At 48.9% G+C, this 14,419-nt stretch carries 9 protein-coding genes; 1 reads left to right on the plus strand and 8 read right to left on the minus strand.

What is annotated here, in order from left to right:
• The first annotated feature begins 10 nt into the window (after positions 1 to 10).
• Positions 11 to 2,164, plus strand: a complete 2,154-nt coding sequence (locus tag ACCI51_RS05605) for a transporter substrate-binding domain-containing protein (RefSeq protein ID WP_371842897.1) — start codon at positions 11 to 13, stop codon at positions 2,162 to 2,164.
• A gap of 200 nt (positions 2,165 to 2,364) precedes the next feature.
• Here ACCI51_RS05605 and ACCI51_RS05610 read toward each other — a convergent pair whose 3' ends face one another.
• From ACCI51_RS05610 to ACCI51_RS05645, 8 genes are all read right to left on the minus strand, one after another.
• A complete protein-coding gene (locus tag ACCI51_RS05610; RefSeq protein WP_371842898.1) occupies positions 2,365 to 3,417 on the minus strand; it encodes a Kelch repeat-containing protein in 1,053 nt (350 codons plus the stop codon).
• Between the two features lie 44 nt (positions 3,418 to 3,461).
• A complete protein-coding gene (locus ACCI51_RS05615) occupies positions 3,462 to 3,923 on the minus strand; it encodes a GNAT family N-acetyltransferase (RefSeq protein ID WP_371842900.1) in 462 nt (153 codons plus the stop codon).
• Positions 3,924 to 4,292: 369 nt separating this feature from the next.
• Positions 4,293 to 6,986 (minus strand): aminopeptidase N, encoded by a 2,694-nt coding sequence (gene pepN, locus ACCI51_RS05620; RefSeq protein ID WP_371842901.1) that lies wholly within the window; start codon positions 6,984 to 6,986, stop codon positions 4,293 to 4,295.
• A gap of 326 nt (positions 6,987 to 7,312) precedes the next feature.
• A complete protein-coding gene (locus tag ACCI51_RS05625) occupies positions 7,313 to 8,653 on the minus strand; it encodes an aspartate aminotransferase family protein (protein WP_371842902.1) in 1,341 nt (446 codons plus the stop codon).
• Positions 8,654 to 9,040: 387 nt separating this feature from the next.
• Entirely contained in the window at positions 9,041 to 9,604 is a 564-nt protein-coding gene (locus tag ACCI51_RS05630) for a phosphoribosyltransferase (RefSeq protein ID WP_371842903.1), read from the minus strand.
• Positions 9,605 to 9,615: 11 nt separating this feature from the next.
• Complete coding sequence (locus ACCI51_RS05635) at positions 9,616 to 10,977, minus strand: NCS2 family permease (protein WP_371842904.1); 1,362 nt, start codon at positions 10,975 to 10,977, stop codon at positions 9,616 to 9,618.
• A 1-nt stretch (position 10,978) separates the two neighbouring features.
• A complete protein-coding gene (locus tag ACCI51_RS05640) occupies positions 10,979 to 11,764 on the minus strand; it encodes an outer membrane protein OmpK (protein WP_299581323.1) in 786 nt (261 codons plus the stop codon).
• Between the two features lie 446 nt (positions 11,765 to 12,210).
• Entirely contained in the window at positions 12,211 to 13,818 is a 1,608-nt protein-coding gene (locus tag ACCI51_RS05645; RefSeq protein ID WP_299581326.1) for an ABC-F family ATPase, read from the minus strand.
• Positions 13,819 to 14,419 lie beyond the last annotated feature (601 nt).

Genomic DNA, 14,419 nt, shown 5'->3' on the forward strand with positions numbered 1-14,419 from the left:
AGGGTGAACTGTGCAAAACACACTACGAGTGGTTATTTTTCTGCTGGTTTTTCTTCTCTTGTTGGTGAGCTGTCAAAAGAAACCCTCTCAGGAGGGGGAATCGATAGATGTAACTGAAGAGAGCGCTATCGATCAGGGTGCAGCGTCACAGAGTGCAGAACCCAAAACTATTTTTGCCAACTATCAGGAGCAGGGCGATTTTTCCGCACTGCAAGAGCGCGGCATATTGCGTTTGCTCGCTCCGAGGGGCCCGGAAGAGGACGCTTTGCCGCGCGCGGGGTTGCCGCAGGGCGAGTGGCGGCAATTGGCAGAAAAATTCGCCTACAGCCGTGACCTGCAGCCACAATGGATCTATGTGGATAACTTTGCCGCATTGATTCCCGCTCTGACTGAAGGGCGCGGTGATGTAATCGCCACTAACTTTTCGCGTACCTTTAAGCGCGGTGCAGAAGTGGCATTCACCCGGCCTCTACAGGCGGTGAATGAATTGCTGATTACCCGAAAAGGGGTGCAACAACCATTGGAAGAGGTTGCTGTGCGCCGCGGCAGTGCCTATGCCGAGACCCTTGCCACGGATACGGAACATACTTATAAGGTAACTCTCCTCGATGGAGCTGTAGCCAACAGCACACTCCTGGCTGCTGTAGTTGCTGGGGAGTATCAGGCCACTGTGATGGATAGCAATTTGGCCGATGCGCTCCTACCCGCTTATCCACAACTCACCGCCAGCGACAGGCTGGAATCCCGAAGGGACATAGCCTGGGCTGTACGACCCAATGCCACCGAATTGCGGCGTGAATTGAATGAATTTCTGACCGCCGAACTGGTGCTGGCTAGGCAAAATCGAGTGAAACCCGTGCGGGATTGGCAGGACATCATTGAGGGAGGGACCTTAAGAGTTCTTACCCGCAATCACCCCGCTTCCTATTTCATCTGGCGTGGGGAGTTAATGGGCTTCGATTATGATCTGCTGAAAAAATTTTCCCGCGATCACAAGTTGCGCTTGAGCATGGTCGTTCCCGATGCGGATATGGATTTGGCCGAAGCCTTGAGGGCGGGTATGGGCGATGTGATCGCGGCATCTTTGACCGTTACTGAATTGCGCCGCAAACAGGGCTTGGTTTTTTCCCGGCCCTATCTTCAGGTCCGAGAGCAACTGATTGCATCAAGCGCCGATATTTCCCTACAAGGTGATGCTCCCCTGGAGCAAATGCTGTCGGGTAAAACTGTCGCCGTAAATCCGCAGACCAGTTACCACGAGAGCCTTGCGGAGATGATCGCATTGCAGCGTGAGCGGGGCATTGCCCCAATCCAAGTTTCTGCACAGCTTGGCGCAACCACAGAGCACCTGATTGATGCCGTTGCCCAGGGGCTTTACCCCTATACTGTGGCCGACTCCCATCTGGTAGCGATTGAAAGCACTTATCGTGATGATTTCAGAGTAGTGGCCGATCTACCGAAAGTGAGAGATATTGCCTGGGCAGTACGTGAGGACCAACCTCAACTGTTAAAGCAATTAAATAATTTCTTGAAAAAACATCATCGCGATCTGTTTTTTAATGTGACATATAATAAATATTTCAAGGAAAAAAAGCATATTCTACGTCACCAGGAAAGCCGCCTGCGTTACAGCGATGCCCTTTCCCCCTATGATCCCCTTGTACATAAATATACCGAACATACCGACCGCGATTGGCGCATGGTGGTTGCACAAATGTATCAGGAGAGCCAGTTTAATCCCCGTGCCCAATCCTTCGCCGGCGCTCAGGGGCTGATGCAAGTACTTCCGCGTACAGCACACCAGATGGGGGTGGCTAACCTCTATGAGCCGGAAAATGGAATACGTGCAGGAGTTTCCTATCTAGACTGGCTGGATCAGCGTTTTCCAGAGGATCTTCCCCTGGAGCAAAAAATCTATTTCACACTGGCTGCCTACAACGCCGGACATGGCCATGTCCGCGATGCCAGGGCTCTCGCCCAACGCCTGGGGCTGGACCCAAATCAATGGTTTGGCCATGTGGAGCAAGCCATGCTGCTCTTATCCAAGCCGGAATATTACCGCCAGAGCCATTTTGGCTATGTACGCGGTCGGGAGCCGGTTAAGTATGTGCGGGAGATTCGTGATAGGTATCTAGGGTACATCTATACGAATCGAAATTTTTGAGGTTGGTAAAAATCATTTGTTTGGGCGTATAAATGGTTTCGTTATTTAAATAGATGGTGCATAACTAATCACAATATAATGATAAGTAAATCTATTTTCTGATGGGGAGTCTTCGGAAGGATTTTTCATACCTGGTTATTCCTATACTCTAAGAGGGTAGAAGAATAATTGAGGTTGAGCTAAGAGATAACTTCTAGTTTTTAATATTTCCAACTTAGCTTTATAGTGGATGCAAGTGTCTTTTGTGGCCCTACTTTTGCAGCTCCTCCGATAATATAGAGGCTGTTATCTATCGTGACCGCGCCGTGACCATGTCGAGCCTCGCTTAATGGGGATTCCTTACTCCATTGATCACTGATGGGGTCATAGGCCCAGACTGTGCTAAATGCTGTCCCGGTTTTCCAATTACCATTGGGGCCAAATGCCTCACCACCCGTAACGACAATCTTTCCATTGAGTGGAGCCGCTGTAAGACCGGCGAGAGCTTGTGGCAATGGTCTTATTTTCTCCCACTGATCCAGGTTGGGGTCATAGGCCTCGGCATAAGCGAGATTTCTGGCTTTAGTGTTTCCATTGCTGGTCTGGCGGCCACCAATAACATAAATTCTATTATTTACTACTGTTCCAGCGGCTGAATTTCGTCTGATGGTGGCAGGTGCTGCTGTTTCCCAATCGGTATTGCCTATCAAAACATAGTGATTTTTTGTGTCGATATTTCTGGAATGATTGTTGGGGGACTTTCCACCGACCACATGGATTGTTTCCGAAATGTTGGTATATATACTCTCGGCTATAGGGGTAGGAAGTTGCGGGGCCGAATCCCACTCATTTCCATTTCTAGTAAGTCTGTAGACTGTAGCCATGGCTTGCCAGGCATCGTCTTTTTTTCCATGGAAGCCGCCTATGCCGTATAGGTAATTGGAATTTGCTGCCATACCCAGATGATGTCTAGCTTCTGGGAGTGAGGGGCCCTTTCTCCATGTTAAAATTTTCGGTGAAAAAATATAGCAACGCTTCGAAGGAGATAAATCGTAAAAGATTGGAGTGGATGATGGAGTAAGTCCCCCGGAAACAAAAATCTCACCGGCAAAAGCTGTGGGGTATATTTCCTGAATTGGAATCGCTAGGTCGGGCAACCTTGAAAAATAAAGCTGTGGTCGTTCCCATATGGTTTCGGCTTTTCCAGAAGTTCCGCCAATAACAAGAGGTGCTAATCCGGTTAACTTTAGAAAATTGCGCCTGGAAAAATACATTTTTTGCAAAATCCCTTTTTTAATTGTTGGAACTTATTATTCAGTTAGATTTTTTTGGAAAGAAATAGGCTATGAGGGTCTTCCCTATAGTTGGCAAAGGGGTTGCAAGGTTTAAAGCCATATTGTCGGTATAGTGTAACTGCAGGAGTAAAAGGTTCACTGCTGCCAGTTTCCAGCTTAACCTCTCTGTAATTCCTGCGTTTTGCTTCTTGCAGTATTTCTTCCAGGACTGCCCTGGCAACGCCTTTGCGAAGAAATAATCGGCTGGTTTTCATGGATTTGATTTCACCCTGGGATGCTGAGATCTCCTTTAGGGCCCCGCAGCCCGCGAGAACACCATTAATTCGAGCGCTCCAGAAAGTGATTGTTGTATCTTTTCGGTCATTAGACTTCAGGGCGTGTACACTTTCTGGAGGGGAGTGTTGATACATTTCCTGTAAGTGGGATTCTAGTAGAGCATTAATAGAGCCATCAGACAGATTGTCTTTTTGTACTATAAACTTCATTCCTTCACGCCTTTACTTTCATCGGGTGTATGTTGCAAAAATGGGGCACGTACTATGAATTTTAATGGCCATCCACGGTAAGTTTGAGCTGAGCGACCTCCATTATGAGAACCAAGCCGCAGAGGAGTATTTCTTAAAGATACAGCTGAACGATAATTTGACTTCTCTGTCGCCAAGCCTGTAAGTACTAGGAATAGGGTCGCTATAACAATTGGTTTTATATCAATTTAAGTATATTTTTACAATTTAAATCGAAAATAATTAAAAAAGGGCCCAGGGGCCCTTAATGGTTTCTTTGTTGGGGGCGTTTGTTGCTGGTATATAGGTATAAAGGCCCTTGGTTAGAACCCTATACGATTAAGGTCAAGATTAACCCTGTTGATGCTTTAGGAGGGTTTGCCCCATTTTGATACAGCGCTCGCTAGTATATCGATGGTTCTTAAATGCCTTGATCAGCATGGGTTTGAGCGGCTTCTCCCCCTCCAAAGTAGCGCTAATTTTCTGAGCGCCCTCCTTCGAACACATAAGGGGAAACATGTATGCGTAGGTGCTGATCAACTCTGAAGAATCTTCATTATTGATCTGCTCCAAAGCAGCGAATATACGCTCTCTATTATGGTTAAAAAGTTCAATTTGCTCCGAGGTGAATAAGGATGAAGTTGCTCTGCGGAGTTCGCTTAACTTGAACTTGTCCCTATTCAAAATTAGGTTATCCAGCCATTTTTTCTTAGTTTCTGGCAGAGGTCTAATCGCCTCAGCGGCTATAGCGTTAAGATTTGATCTGTCAGAACTATCTTTTTCCAGTTCTCGCGTAATCGCTTCCTCATAGTCAGAAAATAGATAGCGATTCTGAAGACTAATCAATTCCCAACGCATATCGGGGTCCAGTGTCAGCCCCTCAATAGCGAGTTCACCCATTAACATCTGCTTGGCATTATTGAGCGCCGCCAATGAATGAGCCACGCTGGTAAAAATACCAAACCAAACTTTCTGCTGGTCACTACCGCCGGATGCCTGTTGAAGTTGTTGCCAGACAAAGTCCTCAATAGCCAGTCGTAGTTCGGTGCGGCGCTCTTTATCGATAGGAATCTGATTTAGGTAACTGTAAACAAAGCTGAGATAACGCGCATTGAGTCGGATAGCATTGATATCTTGTTCTACAGCCCCGTTGTTGATAATAAAGCTGATATATTCATCCAGAGGCAGCTTTGCATCATAAGTACTATCAAACAGGCTCTGCCATAACATCAGACGTGCAAATGGCTGCTCGATAGAGTTAATATGTTGCGCCATATTCTGTACGGTTACTGTATCCAGGTTCACCTTGGCAAATGCCCAATCGCCTTCGTTTGGGTAGAGGATTTGCGGGCAGGGCAGGCCCTTTGCCTCTTTTACCTTTGTGATTGCGCCGCTGTACAGAACCGGCAAAGTGGCGTAACGCTTCATGCTTTCACCATCCATGCGATAAAAACCGAGCTGTGTGCGCTGTTCGCGCAGGGTCGGGTGCGCTTCGGGTGCGCTCTGCTTGAGGGTCAGGCTACTAATCTGCGCATTTTCACACTGGAAGCTGGCTTCAATGGTGTTAAGGCCTGCCTGATAGAGCCATTGCTGTTGCCAGTTATCTAGGTTTATACCGGCAGCTTTGCCCAGGTGCCCTATAAAATCATCGAGTGTTGAATTCTGGTAGGAGAGCTCTTTCAGGTAATTGCTGACACCTTTACGGAATTCCTCTTTTCCCAGGTAATAAGGTAGTTGCTTGAGTACCGAGCCACCTTTACCGTAGGTAATACCATCGAAGTTGGCAAAAGCTTCATCGGTATTTCTTACGGGCAATTGGATGGCGTGTGTAGTGGGGCGTTGGTCGGAATGATAAGCCCACTGCTTGGTACCTAGGTAAAAGTTCTCCCAGGCGTTGGTAAATTCACTGTTTTCGGCCAGGGACAGGTTGGCCATATAGGTGGCGAAACTCTCATTGAGCCAAAGGTCATCCCACCAGTTCATGGTGACGAGATTACCGAACCATTGATGTGCTAATTCATGAGCGATCACATTGGCCAGGCGCATACGTTGTGCCTGGGTCTTTTCTCCGCGGGAGACGTAGGTGTCATTAAAAGTGACCGAGCCCACATTTTCCATGGCGCCGGCATTGAAGTCGGGCACCAGGATCTGGTCATACTTTTGAAAGGGATAGTCTATTTCAAAATAGGGCTGGAAAAACTCAAAGGACTGTTTGGTAAAAGTAAACCAGTCTTCAGTTTTCACGTACTTTGCCAGGCTCTGGCGGGCCATCAGGCGCAGGGGGATGCCCTCAGCGTCGTCCTTCCAAACATGATAGGGGCCGGCATGAAGAGAAAATATATAGGAGGAAAACTTTTGCGTTTGTGGGAAAAACCAATGATTAAGCTCTCCCATTTCCTCAATACGGTTTTCTCGTTCCGCACTGATCACTATCCAATCTTTGGGGGCGGTAACATCCAGGGTGTAGCGGGCTTTTAAGTTTGGTTGATCAAAGTGCGGGAAAAGCCGATTGGCATCATAGGGTTCAAAGTCGGTATACATATAGACTTTGTCATCTATCGGATCTTTGAAGCGGTGTAATCCGGAGCCATTATTGGAGTAGGGATGCCGATAGTTTACCGAAATTTTATGTTGTTGCTTTGGAAGCTGAGCTGGGGCTATACGGATAAAGTGCCCGTTGTAGTCGAAAGGACGCTCCTGTCCATCCACTTTGACAGATTCTACCGTGCCGTCGGAAAAGTCGATGGTGAGAGGTTGTTGAAGAACTCTGTTGAAATCGACTTCAGCAATCATGGTGCCTGAAAAATGGTCATCGACACTGTCCAGATGAACACTCAGTTGGTAGTCCACCTTGGTGATCTGTTGTTTACGCAGTTTGGCGTAATTTTCAGAAAGACCGGCGGTTTCTACTCGTAGTGGCGATCCTGTTACAGGATTTAGCGCATTATCCTGGGGGGCGGATTTCTCGCCACAGGCTGCCAGTATGATGCTGTAGGCTAGGGTTATAGCAAGTTTTGTACCTGCTAATTTGTACTTTTGTATCATGGTGTTCTCACTTATTGATTATTGTTTTGGCCTGATTTGAGTTATACGGAAACGCTTTTATCAATTCACTTTTCGGGAATTGGTCAATAATGCTGTGATATTTCTATATACGCCCCTATGAAGAGGGGGTTTAAGTTCCATCAATTTGCTCAGTCTTGCAGTATAAATGTTATCAGTAGTATGCATAGTATTACGGTTGAGTAGTTGCTAATCCATAAAAACCGAGAATAACAATCTTACCTGATTGGAATTTGGAATAATTTTACTAGACGATGTTATAAATTAATTGAGGCGTATTTTGCGGTGAATTGAATAAATCTCAAAATTTATTGGCCATTGGCCACCTCTAAGATAGACTCGGCCAGAGCGTTAATGAGCCCGTCAATTTCTTCGCTGCGGGAAATAAAAGGCACGCCCAATTGCAGAGTGTTACCGCTATAGCGGATATAAAAACCTTTATCCCACATTTTTAGGGCAATAAGGAACGGTCGCAGTAGCGGCTCGCCAGGAGCGCTTTCAATAGTAAGTGCAGCGGCCAGGCCGCAATTGCGGATATCATAAATTAACGGCAGATTGCGCAGCTGATGTATATAGTCTTCTAAAATATAGGCGAGCTCGGCAGAGCGCTTAAACAGATTATCCCGTTCTAAAATATCTAAAGTCGCCAATGCCGCGGCGCAGGCGACAGGGTGCGCTGAATAGGTATAGCCATGGGGCAGTTCGAGTTGGTAATCCGGTCCGCCCTGTTGCAAAAACGACTCATAAATCTCTTGCTGCACAACAACAGCACCCATGGGAATTACCCCGTTGGTGAGCTGTTTTGCTGTGTTTAGGATATCTGGTACTACACCGAAGATTTCAGCACCGGTGGCGCTACCGAGTCGTCCGAAAGCTGTTATTACTTCATCGAAAATCAAGAGAATCTGGTGCTGTTCACAAATATCGCGCAGTCGCTGTAGATATCCCTCTGGTGGAGGCAGAACGCCGGCAGAGCCGGCCATCGGCTCAATAATAACGGCGGCAATATTACTCGCATCATGTAAGTCGATAATATCGAGTAATGCTTCGGCAAGGTGTGCACCACACTCGGGTTGTCCACGGCTAAAACGATTTTCTGATAATAGAGTATGAGGTAGGTGTGAGGTAGAGAGGGCTGGGCCGAAGATGGCTCGATTGGCTCCGATTCCGCCGACACTGACTCCACCAAAGTTTACTCCGTGATACCCCTTGCTGCGGCCAATCAATTTGGTTTTGCTGGCTAGCCCTTTCTTGCGCCAATAGGCACGGGCAATCTTTAGGGAGGTTTCTACGGCATCTGAGCCGGAGTTGGTGAAGAATACCCGATTGAGCCCTTCCGGCATCAGTTGGGTAATCCGTTCAGCCAATGCGAAGGAACTAGGGTGACCAAACTGGAAGGCGGGAGCGTAGTCGAGTTTTGCCAATTGCTGGCTAATGGCTTTGGCGATGTCTTTTCGATTATGACCTGCTCCACAGGTCCACAGGCCGGAGAGGCCATCAAATATTGGACGACCATCGGCACTGGTGTAATAACAGCCATCGGCGGCAGTAATAATACGCGGGTCCCGTTTGAATTGTCGGTTTCCCGTGTAAGGCATCCAGTGGGCATCGAGTTGTGTTTGGGTCAGTCCTGCGAGCTTGTCGTTCATTTTTATTTTCCGACAATTGGGTCAGTTATTTTACGGCGTCTGTGAAAGCTAGAGATATCAGGGAGTGATTCAGAACTCCTTAATTCTGGACCAACTTTTCCATTTAATACATTGGCCAAAACTAACTTTAGAAGAATAAGTGGGGATTATTAAGAAAGGTTTGGAGTATGGGGCCGCTAGGATTTGAGAATGAGTGACTTGGGGCTGCTATTAACGCTAAATAATAGAATAGCGGTAATAAATGAGGTTCTTTTTAACCCCTGAAGCCGATCCGTGCTTGGGTTAACGTGATACCAGGAAGTGACTGCGTCGGGGCTTTTGAGCTTAACGTATATAAAGGCGGCTAGGGGGAGGACCGGGGGCGGCCTCCCCCGGTTGCAGAGCTGCTTAGACTGCGGTGGCAATCCGGTCAACATAAGGCGCCAATTCAGGCTTGTTTTCCAGGATCTCTTCTCGCGAGAGGCCGTCGATCTCGTGGGGAAACACCAGCCACTCTTCGGTTTTGTGGATGTAGTAATCCGGTTCGCGCTTGGCTTTATTGTTTTTGGGCTTGTAGTAAGGTGTTGCGATACGAATTTCTGGCGTGTTCTTTTTACAGGCGGTACGCAGGTCTAAGACCGTTTGCTCAATACTTAGGCCGGAGTCGTGTACATCGTCTACGATCAGCAGCGAATCATGGGATTCGAGGCGCTTGATCAGGTAGTTCAGGCCATGCACACGTACGTTCTTATCACGTTCGCCAATGCCGAGGTAGGAGGAAGTTCGGATAGCGATATGATCCGCATCCACACCCATCACGTGCAGCAGTTCCTGTACTGCGATACCCACCGGAGCCCCGCCACGCCAAACACCGACGATGTAGTTGGGGCGAAAGCCACTCTGGTAGATCTGTTCCGCAAGCGCGTAGGAATCCGTTAGGAGTTGCTGTGCGCTAATAAAGTGCTTTTTCATCAATGTACCCCTCAGAAAAAGGCGAACTTGGCAACAAAGAGTGCCGCTAACACATAGACACTGATACTGACGTCTTTGCTGCGTCCGCTCAGTGTTTTGATGACTGCATAGGCAATAAAGCCCAGTGCAATACCGTGGGCGATTGAGAAGGACAGCGGCATCATAACCGCCGCAATCACAGCCGGAGCTGCCTCGGTGATGTCATCCCAGTCGATGGAAGACAGCCCGGAAGTCATCAGGACACCAACATACAACAGGGCGCCCGCGGTCGCATAAGCGGGGATCATACCGATGAGTGGTGAGAAGAAAGTTGCCAGGAGAAATAAGCCGGCACAAACCACAGCCGTCAGACCGGTGCGTCCACCAGCGGTAATACCTGCGGTGCTCTCTACATAACAGGTGGTTGTAGAGGAGCCCAGTACGGAACCCACTACGGAAGCGGAGCTGTCTGCCATCAGGGCTTTGCCCATGCCCGGCAACTTACCGTTTTCATCGAGTAGCTTGGCGCGGTCGGAGACACTCAGCAGAGTGCCGGCAGTATCGAACAGGTCTACGAACAGGAAGGCGAAGATCACGCTGATCATGCCCACTTCAAATGCCCCGGCGATATCCAGTTCGAGGTAGGTGGGCGCCAGGCTCGGTGGTGCGGAGACCAGGCCGGTGAACTCTACTTTACCGATGGCCAGTGCAATAACGGTAACCGCGAGGATGCCGATCATTACCGAGCCGAGCATACGGCGATAGGACAAAGCCACAATAATAAAGAAGCCCAGAGCAGCCAGCATGGCTTCAACAGACTTAAGGTCCCCCAGGGTCACCAGGGTGGCCGGGCTGGCAACCACGATTCCAGAGCTCTTCAGGGCGATGATCGCCAGGAACAGACCAATACCGGCTGCCAGGGATTGGCGCAGGGAGGTGGGAATACTGTCGATTATCCACTCGCGCAATTTAAAGATGCTGAGTAATAGGAATATCACCCCTGATATAAACACCGCACCCAGGGCCACTTGCCAGCTGTAACCCATCTCACCCACGACCACATAGGCGAAGAAGGCGTTGAGGCCCATTCCCGGCGCCAGTGCGATGGGATAGTTGGCGTATAGCCCCATAATCAAACAACCGATCGCAGCAGCAAGACAGGTCGCCATAAACACGGCGCCTTTATCCATACCAGCCGCCGCCAGGATGTTGGGGTTTACAAAAATGATGTAAGCCATGGTCAGGAAAGTGGTCACACCGGCAATGACTTCCCGGCGAACATTTGTCTGACGCTCAGACAGCTTGAACAGCTTTTCCAATAAAGAGGCGTCGCCGCCCGCCTGGGGAATACCAGACCCTGGGGTCGCTGATGTTTGGATATCAGAGGGTTTCATATCAGAAGTGGTACTTTACTAGCAGGTTTACGTTGCGCTCATTGGAATCTGTGTTGTAGGTACCGTCCTTGAACCCAAACTTGTCATTCCAATGGACATATTCGATACCGGCATACAGTGCCTTGGAGTCACCCCAATTAGCGCCTACATCCCATTTGAGCTGGGAGGTGAAATTCATGCTGGGGTGTGCGTTTTCTGAGGCACTGGTCCAATCGATAAAACCGTCGTAGACGAAGCTGGCCTCGCCGAGGGTAAACGGCATGGCCCAAACCAGGGTCAGCTGCTCGTTGCTGGCTTTGTCGTCGTTGTCACGATGGTAGGCATTAACCTGTACAAAGGAGAAGCCCGGTACCGCAAGATCAAAGCCGAGCCCTGTCAGAATATTGGTGAAGTGTGGGCCAGTAGCGGTGAGATGATCTGGGTCGTCCATGTTGCCCAGTTCAACAGTGCTGGCGACCAATACGTCGGTTACTGGCCCCCAAGCCAGTTCACGACCGCTGAGCTTCCCCAGGCTCAGGCGCGGCGAAATTTCAGTATAGAGCTCTTTGGAGTCATCTTCTGAAGCCAGGTAGTCGGCGAAAATAAACAGATCGCCCCAGCTGTGACCGCTGGCGTGCTCAAAGGTCACGACGGAGCGCTCGGAATCATCGGTGTTGAGGCCGTAGTTCATTTCATAGTCGCGGCCATACAACAGGCTGAGGCTGTTATCGCTCCAAGTCATTTCTGCTTGTGCAGCTACAGATAACAGGCCGGTGGCCAGCAGTAGCAGGGGCTTAGTTGGTTTCATTGTATTACCTCTGTTACAGCGACAGGCGGAAACCGCACTGGCGGCCGACACTCTAGTCGGCAGTTGGTTAAAAAATAGGCGCGGAATGTACCAGAATTTGTGCCCTATTTTCCAGTGTTTTTTATTAATGCTTGAAGGCATACCAGGCAGGAAAAAGTAAATTAACTTTTAAATACGTTAAAAGTTGATGCTTTGTTTGGCCTTAAGTGTCTTTTATAGGAAATTGATCTAGAGAGAGCCTGAGGTGGGTTTTCCGAAGATTTTGGTGTGCAAGGGGGAGGGCGAAGCTCTTCAGCTAGCCGTAACCGGATTTTATTGTCTTTGGTGTCTTGGGTTCATACGCCTTACCGTAAATGAACGTACTTGGCGATGTGCTTTTTGTCGGGAAAACAGGGGGGGAGCTGGACGAGGGTTGATAGCCTCAACCTGCCTCCCCCCATGAAGAATCAGGCTACCTGTTGCTCTGCATTTGACTGGTGCGCCAGATACTCTTCGTAGGTACCCTGGAAGTCGATCAGCGCCTGATCCTTGATTTCTACAACTCGGGTTGCCAAGGATGAGACAAACTGGCGATCGTGGCTCACGAAAATCAGGGTGCCCTCGTATTTCTCCAGTGCTTTGTTCAAAGCCTCAATAGCCTCCATGTCCAAGTGGTTGGTTGGCTCGTCCATGATTAGCACATTGGTGTCCATCATCATGAGCTTGCCGAACAGCAGGCGATTCTTCTCGCCGCCGGAGCACACCTGGGCCTTCTTGTTGGAATCATCTGCAGTAAATAACAGCCGGCCCAGAATACCTCGCACAGCCAGGTCATCGTGCTTGGGCGTGCGCCACTGGGACATCCACTCAAATATCGTTAGGTCACCGTCGAAATCGGCACTGCTGTCTTGTGGGCAATAGCCGATAGCGGCATTTTCCGACCATTTGATATCACCACTGTTGGCTTGGATCTCATTGACCAGACAGCGCAGGAAGGTTGTTTTGCCAACGCCATTCTCTCCGATAATTGCCAAGCGAGCACCGGCCTCGAGTAGCATTTCCCCATCTTTAAATAGCACTTCACTTTCAAAACCGTGAGATAGTCCCTCCAGGGTCAGTGCTTGGCGGTGCAATTTTTTACACTGGTTAAATGTAATATAAGGACTCACTCGACTGGAGGGCTTGATTTCGTCCAGTTTGATTTTTTCCATCTTCTTCGCGCGGGAGCTGGCTTGCTTGGCCTTAGAGGCATTGGCTGAAAAGCGGTTTACAAAGCTCTGAAGCTCGTCCAGCTCGGCACTTTTCTTGGCATTCTCCGCGTGCAGCTGATCCTGTATCAACGTCGAGGCCGCAACAAAGTCCTCATAGTTACCGGGGAAAATTCGCAATTCGCCGTAATCTATATCCGCCATATGCGTGCAGACAGAATTCAGGAAATGGCGATCGTGAGAAATGATGATCATGGTGCTTTTGCGCTGATTGAGTACATCAGCTAGCCATTTGATCGTATGGATATCCAAGTTATTGGTCGGTTCGTCCAATAGCAAGATATCGGGATCGGCAAAGAGCGCCTGGGCGAGCAATACCCGCAGCTTCCAACCGGGAGCTACCTGGCTCATAAGCCCAAAATGTAGGGACTCGTCGATGCCGGCCTCCAACAGAATTTCGCCAGCACGACTCTCTGCACTATAGCCATCCAACTCAGCAAATTGGACTTCCAATTCGGCTACGCGCATACCGTCTTCTTCGCTCATTTCCGGCAGCGAGTATATGCGGTCACGCTCCTGCTTTATTTCCCACAGGCGGACATCTCCCATAATGACCGCATCGACCACAGTGTACTCTTCAAAGGCAAACTGGTCCTGGCTCAAGGTGCCCAGGGTACATCCAGGCGCAATGGATACATTACCAGCTGAGGGTGCCAGGGCCCCGCTCAGAATCTTCATAAAGGTCGACTTACCACATCCATTGGCCCCAATAAGGCCATAGCGGTTGCCATTGCCGAACTTTGCCGAGATGTTTTCAAACAGTGGCTGGGCACCAAACTGCATGGTGATATTTGCGGTGGTGATCAAGGGCGTATTCCTGGAGCTTGCAAGTGGGCACTGGTAAACCAGCTTCGCCAAAATTGGAGGCGTACTGCGGGGGGCGCACTATAAGGATTTAGAGCGGGGGTGTCGAGGAATATGTTCAATAATTGAGCAGGCCCAGTGGTATAGAGGTTGACCCAGTAGCCTAGAGCTTAAAGTGGAATCCGTCGGGGGGGAAATGGTGGGTAAGCTCTAAGCGAGTACTAACTTCTCAGTGGCTACCGCGAAGAGATACGCTGTCTTACATCTGGTCATAACCTTGACCACATTATTATTTATTGAAATACCTGTGTTAAAGTGTGTCGTCTGGCTAGGAGGATATTCCACTCTTGGGTGGGATACGATGATATACATTTGTATACTATTCAAATCCAGATTCTGTAGTTAAGGTCAAAGTAGCTTTATGACCGTCTGGTGATGGGAATCCCCCGGCAAAAGGTCGCCAAACAATAAAGCGACCAATTTAATTTAAATAATGAACGGATCAATTGATCTTATTTGTATCCTTTGGGGAGTTTGGGTGGCAAGGCTAATATTGCTGCTCTCAGGGAATTGAGGGTTGGAGTACTAATGAGGTATAAGTGCC

Origin of the sequence: Microbulbifer echini (genome assembly GCF_041447225.1) — a bacterium.
GTDB lineage: Bacteria > Pseudomonadota > Gammaproteobacteria > Pseudomonadales > Cellvibrionaceae > Microbulbifer > Microbulbifer echini.

Excerpts from the sequence above, each read along its gene's own strand:
- ACCI51_RS05635 (WP_371842904.1), bottom strand. The coding sequence starts at position 10,977 with ATGAAACCCTCTGATATCCAAACATCAGCGACCCCAGGGTCTGGTATT.
- pepN (WP_371842901.1), bottom strand. The coding sequence starts at position 6,986 with ATGATACAAAAGTACAAATTAGCAGGTACAAAACTTGCTATAACCCTA.
- ACCI51_RS05640 (WP_299581323.1), bottom strand. The coding sequence starts at position 11,764 with ATGAAACCAACTAAGCCCCTGCTACTGCTGGCCACCGGCCTGTTATCT.
- ACCI51_RS05630 (WP_371842903.1), bottom strand. The coding sequence starts at position 9,604 with ATGAAAAAGCACTTTATTAGCGCACAGCAACTCCTAACGGATTCCTAC.
- ACCI51_RS05615 (WP_371842900.1), bottom strand. The coding sequence starts at position 3,923 with ATGAAGTTTATAGTACAAAAAGACAATCTGTCTGATGGCTCTATTAAT.
- ACCI51_RS05610 (WP_371842898.1), bottom strand. The coding sequence starts at position 3,417 with ATGTATTTTTCCAGGCGCAATTTTCTAAAGTTAACCGGATTAGCACCT.
- ACCI51_RS05625 (WP_371842902.1), bottom strand. The coding sequence starts at position 8,653 with ATGAACGACAAGCTCGCAGGACTGACCCAAACACAACTCGATGCCCAC.